The 26,080-nt window shown below is 55.6% G+C and carries 23 protein-coding genes; 11 read left to right on the top strand and 12 right to left on the bottom strand.

Features of this window, described 5'->3' with window-relative positions; translation table 11 throughout:
• Positions 1-108: 108 nt before the first annotated feature.
• Positions 109-1,083: a lauroyl-Kdo(2)-lipid IV(A) myristoyltransferase gene (gene lpxM / locus EDF82_RS07495; protein WP_123754909.1), complete on the top strand. Its 975-nt coding sequence runs from the start codon at positions 109-111 to the stop codon at positions 1,081-1,083.
• A 55-nt stretch (positions 1,084-1,138) separates the two neighbouring features.
• Here the strand turns inward: lpxM and dcuR are convergent, their stop codons facing one another.
• The 3 genes from dcuR to EDF82_RS07480 form a co-directional block, all read right to left on the bottom strand.
• Positions 1,139-1,855: a two-component system response regulator DcuR gene (gene dcuR / locus EDF82_RS07490; RefSeq protein WP_123754908.1), complete on the bottom strand. Its 717-nt coding sequence runs from the start codon at positions 1,853-1,855 to the stop codon at positions 1,139-1,141.
• 59 nt (positions 1,856-1,914) lie between these two features.
• Positions 1,915-3,600 carry an NAD-dependent malic enzyme gene (locus EDF82_RS07485; RefSeq protein WP_123754907.1) on the bottom strand — a complete coding sequence of 562 codons (1,686 nt, stop codon included), beginning with the start codon at positions 3,598-3,600 and terminating at the stop codon, positions 1,915-1,917.
• A 69-nt stretch (positions 3,601-3,669) separates the two neighbouring features.
• On the bottom strand, positions 3,670-4,614 hold the full coding sequence (locus EDF82_RS07480; protein WP_123754906.1) for an AEC family transporter: 945 nt from the start codon (positions 4,612-4,614) through the stop codon (positions 3,670-3,672).
• Between the two features lie 627 nt (positions 4,615-5,241).
• On the opposite strand from EDF82_RS07480, the gene EDF82_RS07470 reads away from it, so the two are divergent.
• Positions 5,242-6,576, top strand: coding sequence for a 2-hydroxycarboxylate transporter family protein (locus tag EDF82_RS07470; RefSeq protein ID WP_123754905.1), 1,335 nt, complete (start codon positions 5,242-5,244; stop codon positions 6,574-6,576).
• Between the two features lie 99 nt (positions 6,577-6,675).
• Here EDF82_RS07470 and pyk read toward each other — a convergent pair whose 3' ends face one another.
• Both pyk and EDF82_RS07460 read right to left on the bottom strand, forming a co-directional pair.
• Positions 6,676-8,118 carry a pyruvate kinase gene (gene pyk / locus EDF82_RS07465; RefSeq protein WP_123754904.1) on the bottom strand — a complete coding sequence of 481 codons (1,443 nt, stop codon included), beginning with the start codon at positions 8,116-8,118 and terminating at the stop codon, positions 6,676-6,678.
• Between the two features lie 126 nt (positions 8,119-8,244).
• The gene (locus tag EDF82_RS07460; protein ID WP_174508033.1) at positions 8,245-9,150 is read right to left on the bottom strand and encodes a MurR/RpiR family transcriptional regulator; all 906 of its coding nucleotides are present in this window, start codon (positions 9,148-9,150) and stop codon (positions 8,245-8,247) included.
• Positions 9,151-9,469: 319 nt separating this feature from the next.
• Here EDF82_RS07460 and zwf point away from each other — a divergent pair, with 319 nt between their 5' ends.
• From zwf to EDF82_RS07440, 3 genes are all read left to right on the top strand, one after another.
• Positions 9,470-10,945 (top strand): glucose-6-phosphate dehydrogenase, encoded by a 1,476-nt coding sequence (zwf, locus tag EDF82_RS07450; RefSeq protein ID WP_123754903.1) that lies wholly within the window; start codon positions 9,470-9,472, stop codon positions 10,943-10,945.
• A gap of 221 nt (positions 10,946-11,166) precedes the next feature.
• Positions 11,167-12,978 carry a phosphogluconate dehydratase gene (edd, locus tag EDF82_RS07445; protein ID WP_123754902.1) on the top strand — a complete coding sequence of 604 codons (1,812 nt, stop codon included), beginning with the start codon at positions 11,167-11,169 and terminating at the stop codon, positions 12,976-12,978.
• A gap of 37 nt (positions 12,979-13,015) precedes the next feature.
• Positions 13,016-13,657: a bifunctional 4-hydroxy-2-oxoglutarate aldolase/2-dehydro-3-deoxy-phosphogluconate aldolase gene (locus tag EDF82_RS07440; RefSeq protein ID WP_123754901.1), complete on the top strand. Its 642-nt coding sequence runs from the start codon at positions 13,016-13,018 to the stop codon at positions 13,655-13,657.
• Positions 13,658-13,719: 62 nt separating this feature from the next.
• Here the strand turns inward: EDF82_RS07440 and purT are convergent, their stop codons facing one another.
• Positions 13,720-14,898, bottom strand: coding sequence for a formate-dependent phosphoribosylglycinamide formyltransferase (gene purT, locus EDF82_RS07435; RefSeq protein ID WP_123754900.1), 1,179 nt, complete (start codon positions 14,896-14,898; stop codon positions 13,720-13,722).
• 135 nt (positions 14,899-15,033) lie between these two features.
• Here purT and EDF82_RS07430 point away from each other — a divergent pair, with 135 nt between their 5' ends.
• The 3 genes from EDF82_RS07430 (at position 15,034) to ptrB (ending at position 18,385) form a co-directional block, all read left to right on the top strand.
• Positions 15,034-15,402, top strand: a complete 369-nt coding sequence (locus EDF82_RS07430) for a YebG family protein (protein ID WP_123754899.1) — start codon at positions 15,034-15,036, stop codon at positions 15,400-15,402.
• A 98-nt stretch (positions 15,403-15,500) separates the two neighbouring features.
• The gene (locus EDF82_RS07425) at positions 15,501-16,208 is read left to right on the top strand and encodes a tellurite resistance TerB family protein (protein WP_123754898.1); all 708 of its coding nucleotides are present in this window, start codon (positions 15,501-15,503) and stop codon (positions 16,206-16,208) included.
• A 116-nt stretch (positions 16,209-16,324) separates the two neighbouring features.
• Entirely contained in the window at positions 16,325-18,385 is a 2,061-nt protein-coding gene (ptrB, locus tag EDF82_RS07420) for an oligopeptidase B (RefSeq protein WP_123754897.1), read from the top strand.
• A gap of 5 nt (positions 18,386-18,390) precedes the next feature.
• Here the strand turns inward: ptrB and exoX are convergent, their stop codons facing one another.
• Together exoX and EDF82_RS07410 are read right to left on the bottom strand one after the other, a co-directional pair.
• Positions 18,391-19,050, bottom strand: coding sequence for an exodeoxyribonuclease X (gene exoX / locus EDF82_RS07415; RefSeq protein ID WP_123754896.1), 660 nt, complete (start codon positions 19,048-19,050; stop codon positions 18,391-18,393).
• Positions 19,051-19,128: 78 nt separating this feature from the next.
• Positions 19,129-19,359 carry a DNA polymerase III subunit theta gene (locus tag EDF82_RS07410; RefSeq protein WP_123754895.1) on the bottom strand — a complete coding sequence of 77 codons (231 nt, stop codon included), beginning with the start codon at positions 19,357-19,359 and terminating at the stop codon, positions 19,129-19,131.
• A 127-nt stretch (positions 19,360-19,486) separates the two neighbouring features.
• Between EDF82_RS07410 and yobA the strand changes: the two genes are divergently transcribed.
• From yobA to EDF82_RS07395, 3 genes are read left to right on the top strand one after another with little or no spacing between them, the layout of a single operon-like run.
• Positions 19,487-19,861, top strand: a complete 375-nt coding sequence (gene yobA, locus EDF82_RS07405; protein ID WP_123754894.1) for a CopC domain-containing protein YobA — start codon at positions 19,487-19,489, stop codon at positions 19,859-19,861.
• 3 nt (positions 19,862-19,864) lie between these two features.
• Positions 19,865-20,734, top strand: a complete 870-nt coding sequence (gene copD / locus EDF82_RS07400) for a copper homeostasis membrane protein CopD (protein ID WP_123754893.1) — start codon at positions 19,865-19,867, stop codon at positions 20,732-20,734.
• A 16-nt stretch (positions 20,735-20,750) separates the two neighbouring features.
• Positions 20,751-21,089: a YebY family protein gene (locus EDF82_RS07395; protein WP_154144700.1), complete on the top strand. Its 339-nt coding sequence runs from the start codon at positions 20,751-20,753 to the stop codon at positions 21,087-21,089.
• Positions 21,090-21,481: 392 nt separating this feature from the next.
• Here EDF82_RS07395 and EDF82_RS07390 read toward each other — a convergent pair whose 3' ends face one another.
• The 4 genes from EDF82_RS07390 to EDF82_RS07375 are packed head-to-tail and all read right to left on the bottom strand — an operon-like array spanning position 21,482 to position 26,078.
• Complete coding sequence (locus tag EDF82_RS07390; RefSeq protein ID WP_227540110.1) at positions 21,482-22,435, bottom strand: spore coat protein U domain-containing protein; 954 nt, start codon at positions 22,433-22,435, stop codon at positions 21,482-21,484.
• A 14-nt stretch (positions 22,436-22,449) separates the two neighbouring features.
• Positions 22,450-24,777 carry a fimbria/pilus outer membrane usher protein gene (locus EDF82_RS07385; RefSeq protein ID WP_123754891.1) on the bottom strand — a complete coding sequence of 776 codons (2,328 nt, stop codon included), beginning with the start codon at positions 24,775-24,777 and terminating at the stop codon, positions 22,450-22,452.
• 2 nt (positions 24,778-24,779) lie between these two features.
• Positions 24,780-25,544, bottom strand: coding sequence for a molecular chaperone (locus EDF82_RS07380; protein ID WP_123754890.1), 765 nt, complete (start codon positions 25,542-25,544; stop codon positions 24,780-24,782).
• 18 nt (positions 25,545-25,562) lie between these two features.
• Positions 25,563-26,078: a spore coat U domain-containing protein gene (locus EDF82_RS07375; RefSeq protein ID WP_123754889.1), complete on the bottom strand. Its 516-nt coding sequence runs from the start codon at positions 26,076-26,078 to the stop codon at positions 25,563-25,565.
• Positions 26,079-26,080 lie beyond the last annotated feature (2 nt).

Genomic DNA, 26,080 nt, shown 5'->3' with positions numbered 1-26,080 from the left:
CCCATCGTATCGCTAAACTATATCCAGAATACGTCGGGTTACGGCCTGGTGGCTGCGATATGCCGTTTTACGGGATTCCCCCCTTATTAGTACAGCTGTGGACTGGGCATGGAAACGAAAAAAAATAACAGTGAATTTATTCCAACATTTGAGAAATCCTTTTTACTTCCGCGCTACTGGGGTGCCTGGTTAGGGGTCTTTGCGTTTGCCGGTATCGCCCTGACGCCGCCCGCGTTTCGCGATCCGATCCTCGGGAAACTCGGGCGTGCGGTGGGTCGACTGGCGAAGAGCTCGCGCCGTCGGGCGCAGATCAACCTGCTGTACTGCTTCCCGGAAAAAAGCGAAGAAGAACGCGAAGCCATCATTGATGACATGTATATGGCTGCACCGCAGGCAATGGTGATGATGGCCGAGCTGGGCCTGCGCGATCCGCAACGAATTCTCTCCCGCGTCGACTGGCAGGGCAAAGAGATCATCGACGAGCTGCAGCGCAATAACGAGAAAGTGATCTTCCTGGTGCCGCACGCCTGGGGCGTGGATATTCCGGCAATGCTAATGGCATCAGGCGGCCAGAAAATGGCGGCGATGTTCCATAACCAGGGAAACCCGGTGTTCGACTATGTCTGGAATACCGTTCGCCGCCGCTTCGGTGGGCGTATGCATGCCCGTAACGACGGCATCAAACCCTTTATTCAGTCGGTGCGCCAGGGCTACTGGGGCTACTATCTGCCCGATCAGGATCACGGCGCAGAACACAGCGAGTTCGTCGACTTCTTCGCAACCTATAAAGCGACCTTGCCGGCGATTGGCCGGCTGATGAAAGTCTGCCGCGCCCGCGTAGTGCCGCTATTCCCGGTCTATGATGGTAAAACCCACCGCCTGACGGTGCTGGTACGCCCGCCGATGGACGATCTGCTGGAGGCTGACGATCGGACGATTGCGCGGCGGATGAACGAAGAGGTGGAAATTTTCGTCAAACCGAACACCGAGCAATATACCTGGATCCTCAAACTGCTGAAGACCCGTAAGCCGGGTGAAACCGAACCGTATAAGCGCAAAGAGCTGTATCCGAAAAACAAATAGCACCTGCATGCCACGTCGTTGGCATCATCGACAACAGCCAATGGGCCTGCGTGGTTCATTGGCTGTATTGTCTGAGCAGGGCAACATGCTCGCCGATCAGCTGGTAACGATACTCCGGGCGACCGGTCATGCCATAGTGGTTGGTGGTATAGAGGATGCCCGTCTGTTCAAGCCAGATCAGATATTTGCGGCACGATACCCGCGAGATAAGCAGTGCCGCAGCCAGTTCATTGGTTGAAAAGTCGCGTGCCTGATGCGTATCAATCCAGCGGCACACCAGACGCAGCGTTTGCGGCGTTAACCCCTTTGGCAGCCGGCGGTTGCCTTCCTGCCGTGGCAGGCTGCTGCGCAGTAAATCATCAACCTCCGATTGCACATAGCTGCTTTTAGCCTGCCGAAGCATATGGCGCTTGCGCCATGTCAGCAGCGCCTCCTCAAAGCGTGGAAACTGAAACGGTTTAATCAAATAATCGACCACGCCGTAGCGCATCGCTGTCTGGACGGTCGAGGCATCGGCGGCGGACGTTATCATGATCGTATCGATATGACGGCCGCTGGCGCGCAGGACAGGCAGCAGGCTGAGCCCATTTTGGTGCTGCATATAGACATCCAGCAGCACCAGATCGATCTGCGGTAACTGGTTCAGCATCTGCTCTGCTTCACCAATCGTCGAGGCGATGCCGCAGCAGTGAAAGTCGGCGACCCGGCTGATAAACAGCTGGTTCAGCCCGGCGACCATGGCATCATCATCAACAACAAGCACATTGAACATGCGCGGTTCCTTGGACTCGCGGGAAGCACGGGCGCTTCCCGCAGGGTTAACGTAGGGCGTTACAGCGCCGAGCGTTTATACGAGGTATAGCGCGCTTGCCAGAAGGTTTTATCGATACTGACGGCCAGCTGCTCTTCGCTGATGTCGGGGGCGACGCCTTCTTGCTGGGCTACCCGAGCCACGTCCATGGCAATGGCTCTGGAAATCATCTCGATCTGCTCCACCGGCGGAAGCAATCCGCCTTTCCCTGTGGTGACTAATGGGGAATGAGCGGCAAGGGTTTTACTGCAGGTGATGAGCATGGCTTCCGTGACGCGCTGTGCCTTCGCCGCCAGGATGCCTAACCCCAGTCCCGGGAAAATGTAGGCGTTGTTACACTGGGCAATCTCGTGGGTTTCCCCTTGATACACCACCGCGTCAAACGGGCTGCCGGTGGCAATTAAGGCATTTCCCTCAGTCCATTCGAGAAGGTCGTGGGGCTGCGCTTCCGCACGCGAGGTGGGGTTGGAGAGCGGCATCACGATCGGGCGAGGGCAGTGGCGGTACATCTCTTTGATGATCGCTTCACTGAACAGGCCCGGCTGGCCGGAGACGCCAATGAGCACGGTTGGCTGGACGTTGCGCACGACATCCATCAGCGACAGCGAGGTACCGTCGGTATCCCAGTGGGCGAGGTTTTCCCGCGGCGTGATGAGGGCTTGCTGGAAATCGAGCAGGTCGGGCGTCTCCTCCGTCAGCAGTCCCGCACGGTCGACCATGAAGATATTATTGCGTGCTTCACGCTCGGTCAGGCCATCGTCCACCATCAGGGCAATGATTTTCTCGGCAATTCCGCACCCGGCGGAACCGCCCCCGAGGAACACCACCCGCTGGTCACGCATGCGGGTACCCGCGGCGGTGGCGGCGGCGATCAGCGTACCGGAAGTGACCGCGGCGGTTCCCTGGATATCGTCATTGAAGCAGCACAGCTGGTGGCGGTAGCGGTTAAGCAGTCGGCTGGCGTTCTTCTGGGCGAAATCTTCGAACTGCAGCAGGACGTGCGGCCAGCGCTGTTTCACCGCATCGACAAACATATCCATAAATTCAATATACTGGTCGTCGTTGATTCGTGGATGACGCCAGCCCATATACAGCGGGTCTTCCAGCAGCTTCTCGTTATTGGTGCCAACGTCCAGCATGATGGGCAGCGTCGACGCGGGGTGAATGCCGCCGCAGGCGGTATACAAAGAGAGCTTGCCGATGGGGATCCCCATTCCGCCAATACCCTGATCGCCAAGGCCAAGAATGCGTTCGCCGTCGGTGACTACAATCACCTGGATGTCGTTGCGGGAAAAACTTTGCAGCATCTCGTCAATATGATGGCGGTTCGGCCAGGAAATGAACAGGCCGCGCCCGCGGCGATATATTTCCGAGAAGTGTTCGCACGCTTCGCCCACCGTGGGGGTGTAAATCACCGGCAGCATTTCTTTCATATGATCGCGCAGCAAATGATAAAACAGCGTCTCGTTGGTATCCTGAATATTTCGCAAATAAATATGCCGGGAAATATCGCGTTTGAACTGGCAAAACTGCATCCACGCGCGTTCCGTCTGTTCTTCAATGGTTTCGATATTATGCGGCAGTAATCCCTGTAAATTAAATGCCGTACGTTCGCCTTCAGTAAATGCCAGACCTTTATTTAATAGCGGGTTTTCCAGCAGGACGGCACCATTATAGGGAGTGTATACGGTTTCTGTGACTAACATGTTATGACTCCTGAATCTTATTTAAAAATAATATCGTGGGTATTTGCTGATATGGGTGTGGCGCAATATTTAAGATATAAAGTAAATCATGATGCCTTCGGTAACGACGCCAATGGCGGTGCCAAGCAAAATAGAGGATGAAGCGGATTCAATGTAGGTATCGCTGCGCAGGGCAAACATACCGGCGGCGATCGCTGAAGGGGTCGCCCCGATAATAATCACCTGCTGCATCAGCGTGTGGCTGAGGCCAAAGGCCAGGCCAGCGGCAGCCATCATGGCGGGCTGAATCAGGTTTTTAATACTGATGTTGGTGCAGGTCTGGATATTCAGCGTTGGACGTTCGCCGTAGAACAGCAAGCCCAGAGCAAATAAAGACAGCCCGCCGGCAATTTTACCGACCATTTCAATCGGCATGCTGAGCATATGCGGCAGCTGGACTCCGGCGAGACTCAACAGGACACCAGAAATAGGGATCCAGACGATAGGGTTTTTGACGGCGTTGAGTAAGTTTTGCAGGATTAGCGTGCCGGCGTGAACACGCTGGGTCGCGTCTGAATCGTTGTCCCCCATGCGAATCAGGATTATCGTCAGCGGGATCATAAATACGCTGGTGATTAAATTGCCGATAAGCACGCCGAGGAACCCTTCTGGCCCGATCAGCACCGCCAGCACCGGCGCGCCGAAATAGGCCATATCAGGAAATGCGCACACCAGGGATTGAATGGCGCTGGTTTTGATATCGTGGCGAAACACGTAGCGGGAGATCACCAGGGTGAGGAAATAAGACCCCATCAGGCCAATGACTAATACCGCCATAAAGGTGAAGTTTTTAATTTTATCGGGGTTGGTATGCAAAGCCCCGATAAAAAGATGGAACGGCAGGGCAAACCGAATCACGACGGTGGCTAAAACCGAGGCATCTTCGCGGCGGGTATAGCCTAACTTACCACTGAGCCAGCCGAGCAGCATGATAAAAACTAACGGGAACAATGATTGTAGTAGCAGTGTCGGCATAGGTGATCCTGAAATTATAATGTCGGGTTGGTTGTGTTTTTTAATTTAACGATCCCATAAGAATTGAAAGGTGATTGACATCACAGTGGCCAGTGTTTAAATAATTTCGCGTCAGGAACTTTACTTACAAATAACGCAGATGAGAATAACGCCTTGTTTTATATGGCAGGTGCTACAGAATCCTGCTTGCTGATAACTTTAGCTTCACAGCAATAAATTAAATTACTTAAAAGCGAGTTATTGTCTCAGTCACAAAATCGACAGGTAACCGGGACGTTGGCTTTTTAATAGCAAAACCCTGTGTTACCGTTTTGATGGTTTCAATTATAAAAGCACTTCATTTTTAATTATTATTTCAATTTTTATTTAATGGCGTGATTTTTTATATACCCTAAATAATTTGAGTTGCAGGCGGCGACGCAACGAATCTCCAGGAGTTTACTGAAGTAAGTGACTGGGGTGACAAATCTGTCTGGAACAGATTTGAACGCTGCGCGCAGCGGCCCTGATAAGGGTGAGGCTCATGGATGGGCCGAATAACGAGTCAAGCCAACGCTCATGCAACGTGAAGTATGACGGGTATATTGCGCCCCGATCCTACGCAAGCTATTACAATGCAGGTGAGATATGAAAAATAATTCACTGAACCACCCGATTGAAAAAACTCACTCGAGTGGGCAAACCGCGCGGTTTTTTTCGAACGTTGACGTCGGCGCCGTGCCGTTAACCCTGTTTGTCGGTATCGCCACGATTGTGGTGGTGGCGTCCATGGCGGGAGTGTTGCCAAAGAATATGATCGGCGGGCTGGCGGTCATCATGACCTTAGGGTTTGCGCTGGCCAAAATAGGGCGGATGGTACCGGTGCTGAAAGATATCGGCGGTCCGGCGATCCTGTGCCTGATGATGCCGTCGGTGCTGGTCTATTTTGGCGTGTTTGACCCACATACCCTGGGCACCGTGCATCTGCTGATGAAAGAGGCCAATCTGCTCTATTTCGTCATCGCCTGTCTGGTGGTCGGCAGTATTTTGGGCATGAACAGAACCATCCTGATTCAGGGAATGGTGCGGATGTTCGTGCCGCTGGTGGTCGGAACCGGAGCGGCGATATTCACCGGGCTGCTGGTGGGCAGCCTGTTTGGCTACAGCCTGTATCACACCTTTTTCTTTATCATCGTGCCGATTATTGGCGGCGGTATCGGGGAAGGGATCCTGCCGCTGTCGCTGGCCTACTCGGCGATCCTCGGACAGACTCCGGATGTCTATGTCGCGCAGCTGGCGCCAGCCGCGGTGGTGGGGAACATTTTTGCCATCATCTGCGCCGGCTTCCTGGCTCGTCTCGGCGCACGCCGTCCGCAGCTTTCCGGCGACGGCATGCTGATTCGCTGCCATGATGATAACCGCGTCTTCTCGCAGGCGCAGAGTGGCCAACCGACCGACTTCCAGCTGATGGGCGCCGGACTGCTGATGATCTGTGCCTTTTTCATCGTTGGCGGCTTGCTGGAGAAGGTGCTGCACATTCCGGGCCCGGTGTTGATGATTCTGGCGGCGGTACTGTGTAAATACACCAAAGTCATCCCCGCCGCGATGGAACTGGGGGCGCACAGCTGCTACAAATTTGTCTCTGCCGCGCTGGTCTGGCCGTTGATGATTGGGCTCGGCATGCTGTATGTGCCTCTGGAGAGCGTGGTTTCGGTCTTCTCCGTCGGCTATGTCGTGGTGTGCGGGTCGGTGGTGTTGTCGATGGCGCTCAGCGGCTTTTTTATCGCCTCACGGCTGAATATGTATCCGGTGGAAGCGGCTATCGTCACCAGCTGCCATAGCGGTCTCGGGGGAACCGGGGATGTTGCGATACTCTCGGCATCCAATCGCATGTCGCTGATGCCTTTCGCACAGATTGCCACCCGCATCGGCGGGGCCTCAACGGTGATTGCCGCCACGCTGTTAATGAGCTGGATCGTGTGATTCGCCGGGCTGCAGGTGATTAATCTTCCACGTATCTTTCAACAAAAAAAACCTGCCAGCGTGATGCTGGCAGGTTTCAGGCGTTTCGCGAGCGGAATATTATTCGACGGTGAGGATACGCGTGGTGTTGGTGCTGCCGATGGTGCTCATTACGTCACCCTGGGTGACGATAACGAGGTCGCCGGAGACCAGGTAGCCTTTATCGCGCAGCAGAATTACCGCATCGTGAGCCGCAGCAACGCCGTCACTGGTGCTGTCGAAATGCACCGGCGTCACGCCACGGTACAGAGCGGTCAGGTTCAGGGTGCGCTCGTGGCGGGAGAGGGCAAAAATCGGCAGACCGGAGCTGATGCGAGAAGTCATCAGTGCGGTACGGCCAGATTCGGTCATGGTGATGATAGCGGTAACCCCTTTCAGGTGGTTCGCCGCATACATCGCAGACATGGCGATCGCTTCTTCAACGTTATCGAACTGGATATCCAGACGGTGTTTGGACACGTTGAGGCTTGGGATCTTCTCTGCGCCGAGGCAGACGCGCGCCATCGCGGCGACGGTTTCTGACGGGTACTGGCCAGCGGCCGTTTCCGCAGACAGCATTACCGCATCGGTACCATCGAGGACGGCGTTCGCGACGTCCATGACTTCCGCACGGGTTGGCATCGGGTTGGTGATCATCGACTCCATCATCTGGGTCGCGGTGATTACCGAACGGTTCAGCTGACGGGCGCGGCGGATCAGGGCTTTCTGAATCCCGACCAGTTCCGGGTCGCCGATTTCCACGCCGAGGTCACCACGTGCCACCATGACCACGTCAGAGGCCAGAATCACGTCGTCCATCGCGTCCTGATCGCACACGGCTTCTGCACGTTCAACTTTGGCGACGATCTTGGCGTCACAACCAGCTTCACGCGCCAGACGGCGGGCATAGTTCAGGTCTTCGCCGCAGCGCGGGAAGGAGACGGCGAGGTAATCGACGCCAATTTTCGCCGCCGTTACGATGTCGGCTTTGTCTTTGTCGGTCAGCGCTTCCGCAGAGAGGCCACCGCCCAGTTTGTTGATGCCTTTGTTGTTCGACAGCGGGCCGCCGACGGTGACTTCGGTGAACACTTTCAGGCCCTGAACTTCGATAACTTTCAGCTGTACGCGTCCGTCGTCCAGCAGCAGGATATCGCCCGGCACAACGTCCGCTGGCAAGCCTTTATAATCAATACCGACGCGTTCTTTATCGCCTTCACCTTTACCCAGCTCGGCGTCCAGCAGGAATTTGTCGCCGATATTGAGGAAAATTTTGCCTTCTTTGAAGGTCGATACGCGAATTTTCGGCCCCTGGAGGTCACCGAGGATCGCAACATGGCGGCCCAGTTTAGCCGCAATCTGGCGGACTTTATCCGCGCGAATCTGGTGATCTTCCGGGGTACCGTGAGAGAAGTTCATACGTACTACGTTAGCACCCGCGGCGATAACCTTTTCGAGGTTGTTATCACGATCGGTGGCTGGGCCTAAGGTCGTTACGATTTTGGTTCTGCGAAGCCTTCTGGACATGTAATACTCCGTTGACTAAAACAACTTTGGTGTTGCGTGAACATGGAATCGGTGGTGCCAGCCAGCAAAGTCGCTGTGCCGGGACAAAACCGAAGGTCTAATAGGTCACTACTTCATTATCAGGTTTTATGGGTTATCGCTGCGTACGGGTAGTTCTTTATCAAAACGCGATTCCTTTAATGCTTCCTTGACCCGCTTCAAGTTATCTCTGAATTTAGCGCCACGACGGAGGGTAAAACCGGTCGCCAGCACGTCAATGACCGTCAACTGGGCAAGACGTGAAACCATTGGCATGTAGATATCCGTATCTTCAGGGACATCAAGGGTAATCGATAACGTGGCCTCGCGGGCCAACGGCGTGCCTGGCGAGGTAATGGCAATGACCATGGCATCGTTTTCACGGGCCAGCTGCGCCAGTTCGACCTGACTTTTCGTCCGTCCAGTATGGGAGATAATCACCACCACGTCATCGTCATCGCAATTCATACAGCTCATGCGTTGCAGGACAATGTCATCGGAATAGATGACCGGGACATTAAAACGGAAAAATTTATTCATGGCGTCATGGGCGACAGCCGCTGACGAACCGAGGCCAAAGAAGGCAATTTTCTTGGCCTGGGTTAACAGATCGACGGCCCGATTCACCGCTGACATGTCGAGCGAATGGTGGACCTGATCTAAACTGGCCATGGCCGACTCAAATATTTTACCGGTGTAGGACTCTACGCTGTCGTCTTCATCGACATTGCGGTTAACATAGAGGGTCCCGTGCGCCAGGCTTTGTGCCAGATGGAGCTTAAAATCGGGAAAGCCGCGGGTTTCAAGGCTCCGGCAAAAACGGTTAACGGTAGGCTCGCTGACGCCAGCCTCCAGCGCCAGGGCCGCAATGCTTGAATGAATGGCCTGAGCAGGCGTAGCAAGAATGACTTCCGCCACTTTGCGTTCGGATTTGCTAAGGTGTTCCAGTCGGGACTGGATTTTTTCCAGCATATTCATGGGTAACAGGGCGCTCATCAGTGGAAACGATTTCATTAATGGATGAAATCATCAGGCGTTTTAGCAAGAATATACCCCTCTGCTGTCGCTAGCGGGGAGGAATGACGTTAAAAAATGTTGTTTTTTTTCATTACATGATCAGAGTCGTATTTTATTAACTTAAAACCGGTCGAAACAACGAACTCACCAGGCCGTTTGCCCAAATTGTCGGCGGAACTTTTCTCCGCGTGCGGTTTAGCTGCGGGAATAGGGGCCAGAGGGTTTCGGGAAGTTCGTAAACACAGTACAGTGCAGTGTAATAAAATTACAAATATAGCCTGGCATAAGCACCAGACTATCAACTGAGGAGAATGACATGGCGGTAACGCAAACGGCCCAGGCATGCGATCTGGTCATTTTCGGCGCAAAGGGTGACCTGGCGCGTCGTAAATTGTTGCCTTCCCTGTATCAGCTTGAAAAGGCTGGCCAGATCAACCCTGACACCCGCATCATCGGGGTCGGACGTGCTGACTGGGATAAAGATGCTTACACCAAAGTAGTTCGTGAAGCGCTGGAAACTTTCATGAAGGAAAAAATCGATGAAAGTTTGTGGGATACCCTGAGCGGACGTCTGGATTTTTGTAACCTCGATGTGAATGATACCAAAGCGTTTTCTCGCCTCGGCAAAATGCTGGATCAGGAAAATCGCGTCACCATTAACTATTTCGCGATGCCGCCAAGCACCTTTGGCGCGATTTGCAAAGGCCTCGGCGAAGCAAAACTGAATGCCAAACCGGCGCGCGTGGTCATGGAAAAACCGCTGGGGACCTCTCTGGATACCTCCCGCGAAATCAACGACCAGGTCGGCGAATTCTTCGAAGAGTGCCAGGTCTACCGCATTGACCACTATCTCGGCAAAGAGACGGTGCTCAACCTGCTGGCGCTGCGTTTTGCGAACTCCCTGTTTGTGAATAACTGGGACTGCCGCACCATCGACCACGTTGAAATTACCGTGGCGGAAGAAGTCGGCATTGAAGGCCGCTGGGGTTACTTCGATCAGGCCGGGCAGATGCGCGACATGATCCAGAACCACCTGCTGCAGATCCTGTGCATGATTGCCATGTCGCCGCCGTCAGATCTCAGCGCCGACAGCATCCGTGATGAAAAAGTCAAAGTGCTGAAATCACTGCGCCGTATCGATCGCTCCAACGTGCGTGAAAAAACCGTCCGTGGCCAGTACACCGCCGGTTTCGCCCAGGGTAAAAAAGTGCCGGGCTACCTCGAAGAAGAGGGCGCGAACAAATCCAGCAATACCGAAACCTTCGTGGCGATCCGCGTGGATATCGATAACTGGCGCTGGGCCGGCGTGCCGTTCTACCTGCGTACCGGTAAACGTCTGCCGACCAAATGTTCTGAAGTCGTGGTTTACTTCAAAACGCCGGAGCTGAACCTGTTCAAAGAGAACTGGCAGGAGCTGCCGCAGAACAAATTAACCATTCGTCTGCAGCCGGACGAAGGCGTTGATATTCAGGTGCTCAACAAAGTCCCTGGTCTGGATCACAAACACAATCTGCAGATCACCAAGCTGGATCTGAGCTATTCGGAAACCTTCAACCAGACTCACCTGGCGGATGCCTACGAGCGTCTGCTGCTGGAAACCATGCGTGGGATCCAGGCGTTGTTCGTGCGTCGTGATGAAGTGGAAGAGGCGTGGAAGTGGGTGGACTCCATTACCGAAGCCTGGGCGGCGGATCGCGATGCGCCTAAGCCTTATCAGGCGGGGACCTGGGGACCGGTTGCCTCCGTGGCGATGATTACCCGCGATGGTCGTTCCTGGAACGAATTCGAATAGTCAGCAGGTTATCCGGATGAGTTATTTTACCGGTAACATGATCTGACGCAGTATGTCGCATAATTTTTAGCCTTTTAAGCTCCGGGAGGATTCACCCCCGGGGCTTTTTTTATTACACTGCCTGTAGATATTTTGCCGCTGAGCTGCAGTGCTGGTGCCTTTCACCGAATAAGTCATCGTTAAATCACTGTGGCCGGACAGATAAAAATTCAGGAGCCTTTATGAATTCGAAAATGTTACGGGTAACAAATCGCATTATCGAGCGGTCGCGTGAAACCCGCACCGCCTACCTCGCACGGATTAACCAGGCGAAGACGGATACCGTCCATCGCGCCCAGCTGGCCTGCGGTAACCTGGCCCACGGCTTTGCTGCCTGTCAGTCGGATGATAAAGCCTCGCTGAAAAGCATGTTGCGTAACAACATCGCTATCATTACCTCCTACAACGACATGCTCTCCGCCCATCAGCCCTACGAGTACTATCCGGATATCATCCGCAAGGCGCTGCATTCTGTGAATGCGGTTGGCCAGGTTGCGGGCGGGGTGCCGGCGATGTGCGATGGCGTCACCCAGGGGCAGGATGGTATGGAGCTCTCGCTCCTGAGCCGCGAAGTGATTGCGATGTCGGCCGCGGTCGGCTTGTCGCATAACATGTTCGATGGCGCGCTATACCTCGGCGTGTGCGACAAAATCGTCCCGGGGCTGACCATGGCGGCGCTCTCTTTTGGCCACCTGCCGTCCATTTTCGTGCCGTCAGGCCCGATGGCCAGCGGCCTGCCGAATAAAGAGAAAGTGCGGATTCGCCAGCTGTATGCAGAAGGTAAGGTCGATCGTATGGCGCTGCTGGAGTCCGAAGCGGCCTCCTATCATGCGCCGGGCACCTGTACCTTCTATGGCACCGCGAACACCAACCAGATGGTGGTGGAGTTTATGGGGATGCAGCTCCCTGGCTCATCTTTTGTCCACCCGGATGCCGAATTGCGTACGGCGCTGACTACCGCGGCGGCCCGTCAGGTGACGCGTCTGACCGGTAACGGCAACGAATGGATGCCGCTGGGCAAAATGTTCGATGAGAAAGTGGTGGTGAACGGTATTGTGGCGCTGCTGGCGACCGGCGGCTCCACCAACCATACGATGCACCTGGTGGCGATGGCTCGCGCCGCCGGCATTATCATCAACTGGGATGATTTCTCCGATCTGTCCGATGTGGTCCCACTGCTGGCGCGTCTCTATCCGAACGGCCCGGCCGATATTAACCACTTCCAGGCCGCAGGTGGCGTGCCGGTGCTGGTGCGTGAATTGCTCAAGGGCGGCCTGCTGCACGAAGATGTGAATACCGTGGCCGGGTATGGACTCTCCCGTTACACCATGGAGCCGTGGCTGAATAACGGCGAGCTGGACTGGCGTGAAGGGGCAAGTGCGCCTCTGGACGATCAGGTCATCGCCACTTTCGATAAGCCATTCTCTCGTCATGGCGGGACCAAAGTGCTCAGCGGTAACCTTGGCCGTGCGGTCATGAAAACCTCCGCGGTGCCGGTAGAAAACCAGGTTATCGAAGCTCCCGCGGTGATTTTTGAAAGCCAGCACGACGTACTGCCGGCGTTTGAAGCCGGTATGCTGGACAAAGATTGCGTGGTGGTGGTCCGTCATCAGGGGCCAAAAGCGAACGGCATGCCAGAATTACATAAACTTATGCCGCCACTTGGTGTATTATTGGACCGCCGTTTCAAAATTGCGCTGGTTACCGATGGGCGACTCTCTGGCGCATCCGGCAAAGTTCCGTCAGCAATCCATGTCACGCCTGAAGCCTACGATGGCGGCCTGCTGGCAAAAGTACGTGATGGCGATATCATCCGCGTGAACGGGCAGACCGGTGAACTGACGCTGCTGGTGGATGATGCTGAACTGGCTGCGCGTCAGCCGCATATTCCTGACCTGAGCAGTTCGCGAGTGGGAACCGGCCGGGAAATGTTCTCTGCGCTGCGTGAGAACCTCTCCGGAGCGGAACAGGGCGCAACCTGCATCACTTTTTAAGACGATTCGAATTGTAGATCTGGCGAGAGAAAATCTGATGAAAAACTGGAAAACAACTGCAGAAGCAATCCTCACCACCGGCCCGGTTGTACCGGTAATCGTGGTGAAAAAGCTGGAACACGCTGTGCCGATGGCCAAAGCGCTGGTTGCAGGCGGCGTGCGTGTACTGGAAGTGACGCTGCGTACCGAATGTGCGCTTGAGGCTATCCGTGCGATTGCCAAAGAAGTGCCGGACGCGATTGTTGGCGCAGGTACCGTTACCAACGTCGAGCAGCTGAAAGCCGTCACCGCCGCGGGCGCGCAGTTTGCTATCAGCCCGGGCCTGACCGAGTCCCTGCTGAAAGCGGCAACGGAAGAAGGCACCATCCCACTGATCCCGGGTATCAGCACCGTTTCTGAACTGATGCTGGGCATGCAGTACGGCCTGAAAGAGTTCAAATTCTTCCCGGCAGAAGCCAACGGCGGCGTGAAAGCGCTGCAGGCTATCGGCGGTCCATTCGCTCATATCCGTTTCTGCCCGACTGGCGGCATCTCTCCGGCGAACTACCGTGACTACCTGGCGCTGAACAGCGTACTGTGCATCGGCGGTTCCTGGCTGGTACCGGCAGATGCGCTGGAAAGCGGCGATTATGACCGTATCACCAGCATTGCTCGCGAAGCGGTAGAAGGCGCGAAGTAATTTTCACGCCCTGATTTATCGTAAAGTACTCACCCGGTAGCACTCGTGCTACCGGGTTTTTTTTATCCCTGAACCACGACGGCAGAGGCGGCGGTTTTTGCCCGCGCCACTGCATCTTCCACGCTGTCGGCGACCGCCAGCGTCACGCCGAGCCGACGGGAGCCGTCAATTTCCGGTTTGCCGAACAGGCGCAGCTGCAGGCCTGCACCCACCGCCGCCTGAATATTGCTGAAGGTGACGTTCTGGCTGGTCAGCTGCGGCAGAATGACCGCCGAGGCCGCCGGGCCGTATTGACGGATGGCGCCGATCGGCAGGCCGAGAAACGCCCGGACGTGCAGGGCAAACTCGGAGAGATCCTGTGAGATCAGGGTGACCATGCCGGTATCGTGCGGACGCGGAGAGACTTCGCTGAAGATCACCTCATCGCCACAGACAAACAGCTCCACGCCGAACAGACCATAGCCGCCGAGCGCCAGTACCACCTTGCTGGCAATCTCCTGGGCGCGGGCCAGCGCCAGTTCGCTCATCTGCTGCGGCTGCCAGGATTCGCGATAGTCGCCATCTTCCTGACGATGGCCGACCGGGGCGCAGAAATGCACGCCATCCACGGCGCTGACGGTCAGCAGGGTGATTTCAAAGTCGAAATTCACCACCCCTTCAACGATAACCCGACCGGCACCGGCGCGGCCGCCTTGCTGCGCATACTGCCAGGCATCAGCCAGCTGTTCAGCGCGACGAATAAAACTCTGGCCTTTGCCGGAGGAGCTCATGACCGGCTTCACAATGCAGGGCAGGCCAATTTCGTCCACCGCATCGCGAAATGCGCTTTCGCTATCGGCGAAGCGGTAGGAGGAGGTTGGCAGCTGCAGCTCTTCTGCGGCCAGGCGACGGATACCTTCGCGGTTCATGGTCAGCTTAGCCGCACGAGCGGTTGGGACCACTTTTTGCCCGGCCTGCTCCAGCTCAACCAGCGTATCGGTGGCAATGGCTTCGATTTCCGGCACGATGAAGTCCGGTTTTTCCTCTGCAATCAGCGCCCGCAGGGCATCGCCGTGCAGCATGTTGATCACGTGCGAACGGTGCGCCACCTGCATCGCCGGCGCGTCGGGATAGCGGTCTACGGCGATCGTCTCAATACCCAGGCGTTGACACTCGATGGCCACTTCTTTGCCGAGCTCGCCGGAACCTAACAACATAACCCGCGTTGCTGCCGGGCGCAGGGCTGTGCCTAATAACGTCATGACTCATTTCCACAGTAAAAAAACATGCGCCGTAGTATAAACGAAAACGTTTGCGTCTGTCTTTATGGCTGTCAGTTGAGTCCAGGGTGAAAATTTGCTATACTGTATAAAAATACAGTATAAAGAGGCTGCACAATGGCGGTTGAAATTAAATATGTGGTGATCCGCGAAGGTGAGGAAAAAATGTCGTTTACCAGCAAAAAAGAGGCCGATGCTTACGACAAAATGCTCGATCTTGCCGAAGTCCTTAACGACTGGCTGGTAGCGTGCCCGCTGACGCTTGAAGAAGCACAGCGTGATGAAATGGCGCTGTGGCTGGCGGAACGCAAAGAGACCCTGCATCACATCCTGAGGACAGGAAAAGCGCCGGAAGCAGAATCAGACGAAGAAACAGCAGGGCAGGAGCCTCAGGCTGACACCGCAGAAGTCGCGACGGATGAACCGGACGAACCGCAGGTTGCCGCGGCGACAACCGGGAAAACCCGCAAGGTGAAGGCCGCCTGATTACGGCCTGAATTTGCGCATCTTTATCTGCTCATCACATTTCCTGACATCTCGTCGTTTAGGCTGATGGTTTCGCTTACTATGCAACGAGGGAAATCATGTCTAACTGGCTTAATCAACTCCAGTCTCTGCTGGGTCAGCAGGGACAATCTGCCTCCTCAGGTGAACGACAGGAGGGGAAAAGTTTCCTCCTGCCCGGCGCGCTGGGCGGCCTGGCCGGGCTGCTGGTAGCCAGTAAATCATCGCGCAAGCTGCTGGCTAAATATGGCACCAGCGCGCTGCTGGTCGGCGGCGGTGCGGTGGCTGGAAGCGTGTTGTGGAACAAGTATCAGCAGAAATTGCGCGAGAGCGCACCAGCCTCGGCGGCAACGCCAGCATCATCGCCAACAGCACCGACAGCTGCGCCATCGGTCGCATCCGCGTCACCTTCAACCGGGCTTGATGCCCGCAGCGAGCGGTTGATTCTGGCGCTGGTGTTCGCGGCGAAAAGCGACGGCCACATCGACGACCACGAACGGGCCAACATCGAAGAGCAGCTGCGTGCCGCCAATATTGATGTGCAGGGGCGGGTATTGATCGATCGCGCGCTGGCTCAACCGCTCGACCCGCAGCGTCTGGCTCAAGGGATCAACAGCGAACAAGAGGCGCTGGAGGTGTACTACATCAGCTGCGCGGTGATCGATATCGATCATTTTATGGAACGCAGCTACCTCAACGCCCTCGGGGAGGCCTTACGCCTGCCGGCGGAAGTGCGCACCGAGATCGAACAGGACATCCAGGCGCAAAAACAGGCGCTTTCCACCTAAATAAACAGGTTTTGCTTGCATCGCGGGCCACTTTTGCCACCCTTATAAACACGCCATCTTTCAAGCCGCTTCTTGAATGATTTTGTGTAGTAGAAAAGGATGCAAAAGAGCAGACGATGCCACCAAAAGCAAAACGAATCCCCCACGCCATGACCTTACATGGCGATACCCGTATCGATAATTACTTCTGGCTGCGCGACGACGATCGCGAGCGGCCAGAAGTGCTTGACTATCTGCGCCAGGAAAATGAGTACGGGCATAAGGTCATGTCGACACAGCGCAGCCTGCAGGATCGGGTGCTGAAAGAGATTATCGACCGTATCCCGCCGCGCGAGGTTTCTGCCCCCTACAGCAAAAATGGCTATCGCTATCGCCAGGTGTACGAGCCGGGTTGTGAATACGCCATCTACCAGCGTCAGTCGGTGCTGAAACAGGAGTGGGATGAATGGGAGGTGCTGCTGGATGGTAATCAGCGCGCGGCCCACAGCGAATTCTACACCCTCGGCGGGCTGGGGATTGCCCCGGACAACACCCTCATGGCGGTGGCGGAGGACTATCTCTCCCGGCGGCAGTATGGCCTGCGCCTGTGCAATCTGCAAAGCGGCGAATGGTATCCTGAGGTGCTGGAGAACGTCACCCCGGAATTTGCCTGGAGCAATGATTCACAGACCCTGTGGTATGTCCGCAAACATCCGACTACCTTGCTGCCTTATCAGGTCTGGCGACACACCGTCGGTACGCCGTCCTACTCAGACACCCTGGTCTATGAAGAAAAAGACGACATGTTTTATGTCAGTCTCCATACCACCACTTCCCGGCAGTTCGCGGTGATCTATCTCGCCAGCGCGACAACCAGCGAAGTGCGCTTGCTGAACACCGAAATGCCGGATGCCGAGCCGGTGTGCTTCCTGCCGCGCCGCAAAGATCACGAGTACAGCCTCGATCACTACCAGCACGCCTTCTATCTGCGATCCAATCGTGAGGGTAAAAATTTTGGCCTCTACCGGACTCACGAGCGTGACGAGCAGCAGTGGCAGACCCTGATCCCACCGCGCCCGGACGTGATGCTGGAAGGATTTACGCTCTTTACCGACTGGCTGGTGGTCGAGGAGCGTCAGCGTGGGTTAACCAGCCTGCGCCAGATTAACCGTAAAACCCATGAAGTGGTCGGGATCGCCTTTGACGATCCGGCCTATGTGACCTGGCTTGCCTGGAACCCGGAACCTGAAACCTCCCGCTTACGTTACGGTTACTCGTCGATGACCACGCCGGATACCCTGTTTGAGCTGGATATGGATACCGGCGAGCGGCGGGTGCTCAAACAGCAGGAAGTCAAAGGGTTCGACCCCAGCCATTACCGCAGCGAGCACCTGTGGATTAAGGCGCGGGATGGCGTCGAGGTACCGGTCTCGCTGGTTTACCGTCGGGAGCATTTTCGCAAGGGCGGCAACCCGCTGCTGGTCTATGCGTACGGATCGTACGGTGCCAGTGAAGATGCGGACTTCAGCGCCAGCCGCCTGAGCCTGCTTGACCGTGGCTTCGTGTTTGCTATCGCCCACGTTCGTGGCGGCGGCGAGCTCGGGCAGCAGTGGTATGAAGACGGCAAGTTCCTGTGCAAGAAAAACACCTTCAATGATTACCTTGATGTCTGTGATGCGCTGGTGGCGCAGGGGTATGGCGATCCTCAATTATGCTACGGCATGGGCGGTAGCGCCGGCGGCATGTTGATGGGCGTGGCCATTAATCAGCGTCCGGAGCGCTTTCACGGTATCGTCGCCCAGGTGCCGTTTGTTGATGTCCTGACGACCATGCTCGATGAGTCGATTCCGCTGACCACCGGGGAGTTTGAGGAATGGGGCAATCCGCAGGATAAAGCGTATTACCACTATATGAAGAGCTACAGCCCCTACGATGGCGTGAGCGCTCAGGCCTATCCTCATATGCTGGTGACCACCGGTCTGCATGATTCCCAGGTGCAATACTGGGAACCGGCGAAATGGGTGGCGAAGCTGCGCGAGCTGAAGACGGACGATAATCTGCTGCTGCTCTGCACCGATATGGATTCGGGGCATGGCGGCAAGTCAGGGCGTTTTAAAAGCTATGAAGGCGTGGCACTGGAGTTTGCCTTTCTGATTGGCCTGGCGCAGGGGACTCTGCCAGGCCAGGCCGACGTCTAATCGCGCTACTCCCCGAGATAATGCTTGAGCGTCAGGCGTAGCTCGGGGCTCATCCGATCCAGATTATTGAACAGCCAGCGTAAATAGCCGGGATCGTTTTCGGCGATTTCGGCCACCGCTTTGCCGCGATACTTGCCGAACGTGAAGGTGGTCAGGAGCGCCGGGCGGCCGGTGATGGTCACCATGTCGTCTGGCTGCCAGCCGGAAACGTTCATGATATCGAGCAGCAGCGCCGCGGTGATATAGCAGTCGTACAACGCGCGGTGATGATGCAGCCCCGCCGGCGTGGCGACGCTAAGCTTACGCGATTTATACAGCCCCATATTGCTGTATTTAATGCCTGGCCACAGACGCCGCGCCAGCTTCATGGTGCAGATCCACTCTCCGTGCATTTCGGGTAAGACCCGACGGTCGAAACTGGCATTGTGGGCGACATACCACGGGCTGCCGAGATAATGTGGCAGAACCTCTTCAATCCACGGCTTGTCCGCCACCATCTCTTCGGTGATGTGGTGGATCGCCATGGCCTGTGGGCTGATCGGGCGGTCGGGGCGGACCAGGTGGCTCATCGGGTTGGTTATCTGCCCGTCGACAATGTCCACGGAGGCGATCTCGACAACGCCGCCTTGTAACCCGCAGGTTTCGGTATCTATTACGCGTAGCATGGGCAGCTCCTGGCCAGGGTTACCCGCGCACGGGAATACACCGGCCTTGCCAGGTAGGGTGTCCGCAGGGAATGGCAATTATTTTGCTTTGGGTTCATAAGGCAATCGCGACAGGGAAACGGAGGCCAGTCGATGGGCAATCAGGCGTTCGCGGAACCAGTCGCGCAGGTGCGCCGGCTGCTCTCTTTCCACTAAATCGGCGACAACCGGCATATTGTAGCGTTCTTTAAAGGCGACGCCGGCTGCGGCAAGATCGACATTCACTTTGTCCATCTCATCCTGCGAAAGTTTTGCCAGGTTTTTTTCCAACGGGTTTCTCCTTCATGATGCCGTAAAGCGTTCGGGCGAGTCGTCAGGCTCAGACGCGCCGCTCGACTACGCCATTATACAGGGTTATTCTCTGTGCTACATATCATAACGAAAAGGAATGACGATTATGCGTATCACTGCCGGGCGCGCGCTGCGTGTCTCTGCTCTTCTCGCCGGTTTCCTGGTCAGCGCCGCGGCCTTTGCCCACGCCCATCTGCAACAGCAAATCCCCGCCGCAGATTCGACGGTGGCGGCTTCTCCTGAGACGCTGACCCTCAACTTTTCTGAAGGTATTGAAACGTCATTTAGCGGCGTGACGTTGACCGGGCCGCAGCAGCAATCGGTGGCAACCGGAAAACTGGCCCGCAGCGACAGCAGCCCGACCCAGCTGATTGTTCCTTTGACCCAACCGTTGACGCCAGGGACATACACCGTCGACTGGCATGTGGTGTCCGTTGACGGTCACAAGACCAAAGGGCAGTACCACTTTACCGTGAAATAACCGATGCTGACGGGAATTTATATCGGCCTGCGTTTTGTCCACTTCCTGTCGCTGATGGTGGCCTTTGGCTGCGTGCTGTATGGCGGGTGGTGGGCGCCGGTCTCTCTGCGTCGTTTACTGATGCAGCGTTTTTTGCCGCTGCTGCGCCATCTGCTGTTGCTCAGCGCCATCACGGCCCTGCTGATGCTAATGGCGCAGGGCGGGTTGATGGGGAACGGCTGGGGAGATGTCTGGCAGCCTGCGATCTGGCAGGCGGTCGCCGGCACCCGTTTCGGCAGCGTCTGGGTCTGGCAAATTTTGCTGGCCTGGGTCACGCTGGCGGTGGTATGGCTGCGACCGCGCCGTCTGGCCCGGCTGCTGCTGGTGCTGCTTTGCGGCCAGCTGATATTAATGGCGGGCGTCGGGCATGCGGCAATGAGCGAGGGCCTTCGCGGCGTGCTGCAACGCACTAATCATGCCGTGCATCTGTTCTGTGTTGCCAGCTGGTTTGGCGGCTTGCTGCCGTTCATCTATTGCCTGCGGCTGGCGCGCGGGCGCTGGCGTCAGTCGGCAATCAGCACCATGATGCGCTTCTCGCGATACGGGCATCTGGCGGTGGCGGGAGCGATTGCCAGCGGCGTGGTGAATTCGCTGCTGATTCAGGGGGGACTGATCCGCGATTCCCTCTGGGGACAGATGCTGTTGATCAAATGTGCTCTGGTCGTCGGGATGGTGGCAATTGCACTGGTGAACAGGTATGTTCTGGTGCCACGTATGTCGGTGAGCGCATCGCGAGCGGAACAGCTCATTGTACGCACCACGCAGGCAGAAATTGTGCTTGGCGCACTGGCGTTGCTGGCTGTCAGCCTGTTTGCAACCTGGGAACCTTACTGAATTAACTGGCTAAATCATGAAAAAAACTCTTTTGACGATGTTGTTACTGGCAAGCTCGGGCGTCGCGCTGGCGGCACCGCAAATTATCACCGTCAGCCGCTTTGAGATGGGCAAAGACAACTGGGCATTTACCCGCGAAGAGGTGATGCTGACCTGTCGTCCGGGCAACGCGCTGTTTGCCATTAACCCCAGTACGCTGGTGCAGTATCCGCTCAATGATATTGCCGAGCAGCAGGTGAAGGAAGGTAAAACCAGCGGGCAGCCGATCTCGGTGATCCAGGCGGACGATCTTCAGAATCCGGGACAAAAAAAGAGTCTGGCGCCATTTATTGAACGCGCGCAGAAACTTTGCTGATTCCCGAAGCTATCCTGCTGTATTAGCACATAAAAAAACCGCCGTTATCCTTGGTCAGGATCGGCGGTTTTTTGCTGGCACCGTGATTTCGTCAGGAATTATTCGACCACTTTTGTCGCGGACTGGAAAACCTGTCACGGTAATCTATTCTTATAAGGCAAGGCGATTAGCCTGCATTAATGCCAACTTTTAGCGCACGGCTCTCTCCCAAGAGCCATTTCCCTGGACCGAATACAGGAATCGTGTTCGGTCTCTTTTTATCTGTTGTTTATCAAACTGTTATGTCATCTGACCGCAAATAATCCTTCATTTTCCCCGGCGGTCTGTCCTTCTTATACCACAACCCAAAACGCCTTAACATTCCCTTTACAGAAAAACGCGGTATTAAAATCTCAATAAGAGACGGTCACGGTGACGGTATCGCTATAGGTTCCGGCCGGCTTGCTGGTTTGGGCTGGATTAATCTTTAGCGTGTAGTTTACATCCTGGGCGGTGCCGGTACCGCTCACGTTAAGGTCGTTGCTCTGGGTCCATGCGCTGCCTGACAATTGATAGAACTGATACTGCAATGCATAACTGTTCTGATTTATGGTCGCCATCAGCTGGCGCCAGCCTCCGCTGGTGGGGTTGGTGCTGGTCAGGTTAACGGTAAAGGCCGCGTTCTTAGTGCAGCGAACCGAAAATTTGCCGCTCAGGTCGGAAAAACTGGAGGGCAGGGAGGCGGGCACAAAGGCGACATCCGGCGCGCTATCAAGGAAACAGTAGTTCGTCACTTTCAACGTCACGTTAAGCACTACCTGCTGATGGCCGGTGGCGTAGTTACAGGTGATGATACCTGAGACGCAAATTCTGTAATCCCACAAAATGTTGATATTGTCGGTATAGGTTCCGGCGGGCATATTGAGTCCTGACGGAATTTTCAGAAAAATGGGTAACGAACCATCGCTGGCGTTGAATAACCCCAGCAGCCCGATAAGTGAGGTGATAGTCCAGGTTTTGACATAGCCGATTGGATAAACCTCAGAACAACTGTCATCTGCGCAAAGGCTATAGGGTACAAAATCGGTACCGCTGGCGCTCATCATCTGCGGAACCGTGCCATTTGGATGATCTGATGAGACGATTTTAGCGCTAATGGTATTGGTGCTGAGTAGCGACAGCGCGCTGCCGGAGCAGGCAAAACCTGATGCCGATTTAACCGTTTGCGGCGTACTGGCGAGAGTAAATGAGTTAACGGAACCAAAGCTTGCCGCGTTGGTGAGCTGAAATGAACAGCTGATATCCGCGCGAGCGAGTGGGCTGAACAAAAACAGCAGCGTGCATAACATCAGAATGCGTTTCAACATCGTCTCCGCGTTTTTCATTGGCAACTGATTGGCCCCACCCGCTGCGGGACAGGGGTTTGTTCGGGCAGTTTAAAGTGCACAACGCACTGGCCTTTGTCGGCATTGATAACCAGCTTATTCTCTCTGTTGAGGTGTGAAAGCCAGACGATACCGTCATATCCCACTACGCTGACCTGATGACTGGTGGTTTCCTCTACCGGGGTACCGAGTGCTAAAGGCTGGCCGGCACCATCGACCAACGTGATCGTGGCCGAGCGAACCCGGCGGACCGGGAATTCCACCAGCGCGCCGCTGGACTCCCGTACGGCGATCCGCTGTTCCACCATTGGAACTTCGGTATCCGTGGGCAGGGGCAGGGTATCCAGCGTCACTTTGCCCGGGTACCACGCCGTAGCCCATGGAATAAGAAGATGGCCATTCTTATCGGTGGCACCCACTTTGCGGTTTTCATAATTCACCGTGACGTCAGGGTAGCCATCGGTCGACACGACGATAAACGCATCGTTAATTCGGCGGGCGAAAAACAGGCTGTTATCCATCAGCACCACCGAGCCCGCAGCTTCAAACCAGCCGTGACGATCGTCGCGTGAGCCGTAATAACCACCGCTTAAGGTTGCTAGCTTATTGACCCACGTAAGATCGGCCTGGCTATAATTATCACCGCTTATGGAATGGGCGAGATTCCAGCCGAGTCCGCCCTCTACCGGGGCTGAGCGGTTGTAGGCGATGTTTTGCCCCCATTCGCCTGAACTGGATCGTTGCCCGCTGATTTGTACGCTACCCAGCTCATCAAACGGGATAATCAGCTGCAGCATGCTGGAATAAGAGTTCGCCTGCAGATCGTGGTTAACGCTGATATTAACACTGCTGTTTTTCCACAATCCCCGACTCCACGACAGGTTCATCAGGCGGGTACGGCTACTGTCCTGCGCCTGGATATCGAAGTAGCCCAGGCTGAATGATCCCAGCACACGGCCCCACGGGCTGAAACTTAAGGTCGCCTGATCTGACTGGCGGCTGAGGGTTGAGGTCGAACGATAGCTGCTGAGGTTATCGAAATCGGCGCTGCGCTGAATATGCTGATAATTCAGCCCCCAAATACCGCTGTAATAGGAATAGCCCGAGGTCAACTGGTTACCGTTTCCCTCTCCCTGGCTGGCGCTCGCAGAGAGGCTTAAGGTGCCTAACGTTCCGACGCTAATATCGCTGCCGATACCCGCATTGGCGAGCCCTTCGCGGTTCTCGGTGTGTGTTGATAGCGTTAACCAGTTGCTCACGCCGTAACGGTAAATGGCGCTGACCGCGCCGGCGCCATAGTCAGCATTTTTGATTCCGTAGTTATTGCGTAGCGCGCCGATAGAAAAGTCGAAATCACTCAGACCCTCACGTAGCAGGGTATTCGAGACGTAAAAGGGAACGCTGGTGGTCACCTGGCGGCCCAGGGCATCGGTGGTTACCACCGTTGCCTCGCCCGCACCGCTGATATAGGGCACGTTCGTCAGGGTATAGGGGCCGCCGTTGATCTGGGTTGAGCTGGCCTTATAACCATTGATAAAGAGATCCACGCTCGAAGGGACTTCCGCGCTGCCCGACAGATTGAGCAGCGGATAGGTCACCAAATCCGGACGAACGCTGAAGTTACGGCTAAAACGCAGGCCGCCAAGGCGGACAGAGCTGCTCCAGGTTAGGGCATCGCTCACCACATCGCCTGCCTGATAGCTCAGCATTCGCTCGGTATCGCTATATTTCCACAGGGTGTCGTAGCGGATATAGCCCTGCTGTTCAGCGTTCCCTGAAGACCAGTTCTGCCGGATCACGGCGAAGTTGGAAAAGGTACCTGCTGCCCCGAAAAAGCGTGTTTCCGTTGAGGTGCTGGTGGTTTTGCTATTGTCAGACGAGACGAGGCTGTAAGAGTCATAGTTGAAGAGCAGCCCTGGCGTACTGAGCGGCCGATGGTAATTTTGCTCGCCGGTGTTATCAATCCGCTGTTCCGGTAGCCAGCTATCGGGAACTTTCAGCTTGAGCATTTGCCCGGCCTGATCGTACTCGAACTGCACCGAAGGGATCTGCGAAACATCAACCAGGGCTTCACCTTCCGGAAGGGGAATGTAGGCCTGCCTTAACACGGAGGCTGAAACCCAATAGCGATCGTTGCTCACTTTTACCGGAACCGTGCCAGCCAGAGTATTGCCATTTACGGACAGCCCCAGATACAGCACATACTCCAGCTTCGGGCTAAATGAAGCCATCGGTGCCGGTAAGCTGTCGTAGGTTGCCGCATGGCTGGTCGACGATGCGATTGCCAGCAGTCCCCCCGTTGCCGTCCCTGCCAGGAGCCGCATAATCAATGGATGGCCGGAATTTCCACCGCCTGGCTATTGTCGGTTAATTTGGCGAACAGTCGCTGGCCTCCTGATACTGACGTTTTGCTTGCCACCGGGAAGCAGACATTGCGCTGCGCCAGCACATAGCCGAGCAGTCCCTGGGTTTGGGTGGCTTCCCGCTTACCTGCGTTTTTAGCCCAGTACACATCGCTAAGTCTCGCATGCTGGTTGCCTGAATTTTTAATACACAGCATCTGGCGACCCTGCTGGCTTGAAAGCGTCCAGCCCAGGTTTGCTCTTACTGGTTCGACGGGGCTTTCGAGCTTCAGCGGAGAGAGACCCTGTCCATAGGTAAATAGCGGCAGCACGTAACGCATACGCATTTTCAACCCGGCAGAGCTTTTCTCCGTCTGAACCGTCGGTTGGTTAGATGGAACTTCATCAATCACGATGCGATACGATTTTTCTTTGCCGCTGGCGACGGGCGCGATGCGCATCAGACGCACCAATTGGCGCTGTCCAGGTTGTACGGTGGTGAACGGAGGGCTGGCAACCACCTCGCTTTGATCGGCGTAGGCGTCAGAAGAATCTTTCTGATCCCAGGAGAAAATCCGTAACTGCAGATTGACCGGGGCAGTACCGCGATTTTCCAGCCAAAGTTCAGAGCCTTTTTCGTTGTCGCTGATGGTTTGAAAAATCGGCCACACCAGAACGGAACTGGCGGCATGGGCGGCAGAGAATAGCGATGAGGAAAGCAACAACAGGGCAACACTACTGCGAATCATATATAACCTGCTTATTATCTAATATGTCAGTGTGACCGTGACGGTATCGGTATACGAACCCTGCGCCGGGAAGCCATTCGTGGCAAAAAGGCGGCCATAAACCGTATAGGTTTGGGTGGTGTTCGGAAATGAAGCAACGCTGTACGCCAGGGCGTTAGTTCCCCATACGTTGGAGCGGTTGGTATCCTGAAAGAGCTGATAGGCAAGGGTATTACCGCTACCGTTTGCCAGGTAACGCTGAGTGGCTGAGCCACCGTTGACGCCATAATCGAGGGCGATTGAGATAGCCATTCCTGGCGTGCAGGCGACGACAATAGAGCCAGCCCCTGAGGAGCTGGCAACATCGACGTTATTGTACAGAGAGGACATCGACCCGAAGCTTAGCGTGCCGAAATCCGCCGTTGGAGCACCGCTGCTGCCTAATAAGCAGCCTGTCGTAATTTGCGCCGAGACTTTAAAACTCTTCTGGGCGACATCAGCGCAAGCGCCTGCGCTAACGAGCATGAGAAAAAACAACCACTCCGATCGTACCATGA

The organism is Klebsiella sp. BIGb0399, from assembly GCF_003752615.1.
GTDB lineage: Bacteria > Pseudomonadota > Gammaproteobacteria > Enterobacterales > Enterobacteriaceae > Klebsiella > Klebsiella lignicola.
Note: the sequence above shows the minus strand (reverse complement) of the source record. Positions and strands in the feature narration are given on the sequence as shown.